1 protein-coding gene is annotated in these 1405 nt (G+C 59.4%); it reads left to right on the forward strand.

Features of this window, described 5'->3' with window-relative positions; all coding sequences use genetic code 11:
• Positions 1-299: 299 nt before the first annotated feature.
• The coding region (locus tag GY937_23230) for a hypothetical protein (GenBank protein ID MCP5059629.1) at positions 300-1405 on the forward strand (1106 nt) is incomplete at its 3' end.

The raw sequence follows: 1405 nt of genomic DNA on the forward strand, positions 1-1405 counted from the left end.
CATTGGCTAGACCCACCAAGAAACTGGAATGCCTGTGGAAAGGCCCTTTCGAGGTGATGTGCACCAGCCTGATCTATGGGGGCACAAGTTGTGTCATAGACCTTGGCTATGGTGGTGCAGGCGAAACCCGAAAGGTAAAGACTGTCGCCTTGCGACATGTACTACGAGCAAGGAAGGAACTTCTAGCATCTGGTCAAGTCCGCAAGAAAACAAGGACACGGCTCACCGCCCATACCCAGTTGTATCCTGATGATCCTCCCATGGTAGGGATACATGGGCCTCGAGGAGGGGGTGATGCCGTGGTCCAGGAAGAAACGAAGGAGGTGCCTCCCAAGCCTAGCGTTGGGCCTACGAAACCCAAGCATTGGGTTGAGGAAGCTCAGCAATGGGTGAGGGAAGGACGAAGATTGCAACGACGACCGGCACTTCGAGTCGGCAGAATCACAGTGGAGCCCCGCCTTTCCCTGGCTTGTAAGAGCATGGAGGGGGATAAGGACGTGAGGGTGAACAGTTGTGAGGAGCCGGCAATTAATCCTGGTGCTGATTTCAGCTACGCAATGTCGAAGTCCCCGCCGAAGTCTACATCACCCGGGGCCAGGGATGCGAAGAAGTCGAAGGAGGCCGACGCCCGGCGCGAACAGCACCTACAGGAGAAAGCGCAGAGAGAGGCCGAGCAGAAACGGCAGGTGGAACTGGAGCTGAAGAAGAAGGACAGCGAGAAGAAGCAGAGGGCCATGGCAAAGGTTCTGGCCGGGGGGGTCCCTAATCCAAAGGAGGGGGCGATGGAGGAGATGGATCAGTCAGAGGGAGAACAACCGGTTGTGCCGGACGGACGGCTGGCAGCTGGCGTCCGACCACAGGACACAGGCCTGCCGCCGGCTGTCCCTCCGGACACCGAAACGCAAGGCTTAGCCGGTGAGCTAGCCCAGATGGATGTCGAAACAAGAAGCAAGACGAGCGCCGCAGGGTCTTCTCGTTCGCTGGGAACGATGAGGAATGTTCAGGAGGAACATGACCCTGTGGTCCTCGCAGCCTGCAAGAAACATGGATTCCACGTCGGAGTACTGGATAGCGGCGGCTATCTGGTGACCTGGTTGGCGGCCGGCCGATGCTGGACCGTGTTCACAAAGGGACCCACCAAGTGGGTCTCGTGGGCCGGTTCGGGCAAAGGAGGCATTGCACCAGGGGACGTGAAGCGAATCGAGGAGAACATCAAGTACAAGGAACTGCGTCGACCGGAGGAGTTGGCCGCCCAACGGGAAGCGGGTGAGCGTGCCCCGGCTCCAGACCCTATGGAAGTAGGCCCGCAGCAGGCCGAAACCTCGGGGAATGGAGCTGCGGACGCTACCGCGGCGGAGGAAGCTGAGAAACGAGGCTTTGCTGCAGCTCTGGCGGTCAGACCCCC

This window comes from bacterium (assembly GCA_024228115.1).
Classification (GTDB): Bacteria; Myxococcota_A; UBA9160; order UBA9160; family UBA6930.